Here is a 661-nt window from a genome sequence, read left to right as displayed (position 1 = left end):
TCCGCACCCTCCACACACTCCGGCACCAAAGCCGACAACACCGCACGCGGACCAATCTCCACAAACGTCCGCACACCCTCCCCCTCCGCCACCCGCACCGCATCCAAAAACCGAACCGGCCGACGCGCATGCTCCACCCAATAATCCGCCGAAGCCAACACCTCACCCACCGCCAAACCACCCGTCACCGTCGACACCACCGGAACCCGCGGCACCCCAAAACTCAAACCCGACAACACCCCACGAAACTCATCAAGCATCGGCTCCATAAGAGACGAATGAAACGCATGACTCACCACCAAACGCTTCGTCCTCACACCCCGACCACCCAACACACCAGCAACCGCCAAACACCCCGCCTCCTCCCCCGAAATCACCACCGAACCCGGACCATTAACCGCAGCAACCCCCACACCCACCGGCAACAACGGCACCACCACCGACTCCCCCGCACCCACCGCCACCATCGCACCACCCACCGGCAACCCCTGCATCAACCGACCACGCGCCGCCACCAAAACCACCGCATCACCCAACGACAACACCCCCGCCACATAAGCAGCAGCAACCTCACCCACCGAATGCCCCACCAAAACATCAGGCACCACACCCCACGACACCACCAAACGAAACAACGCCACCTCAAACGCAAACAACGCCG

At 62.5% G+C, this 661-nt stretch carries 1 protein-coding gene; it reads right to left on the bottom strand.

All coding sequences use genetic code 11. The features are described from left to right. Positions 1–661 (bottom strand): acyltransferase domain-containing protein (locus ACLJWH_RS41960; RefSeq protein WP_411147073.1); only part of this gene is annotated, 661 nt, incomplete at both ends.

The sequence above is a fragment of the Streptomyces sp. x-80 genome (assembly GCF_046549095.1).
In the GTDB taxonomy this organism is placed as follows: domain Bacteria; phylum Actinomycetota; class Actinomycetes; order Streptomycetales; family Streptomycetaceae; genus Streptomyces; species Streptomyces celluloflavus.
This window is presented reverse-complemented; position numbering and strand designations above follow the sequence as displayed.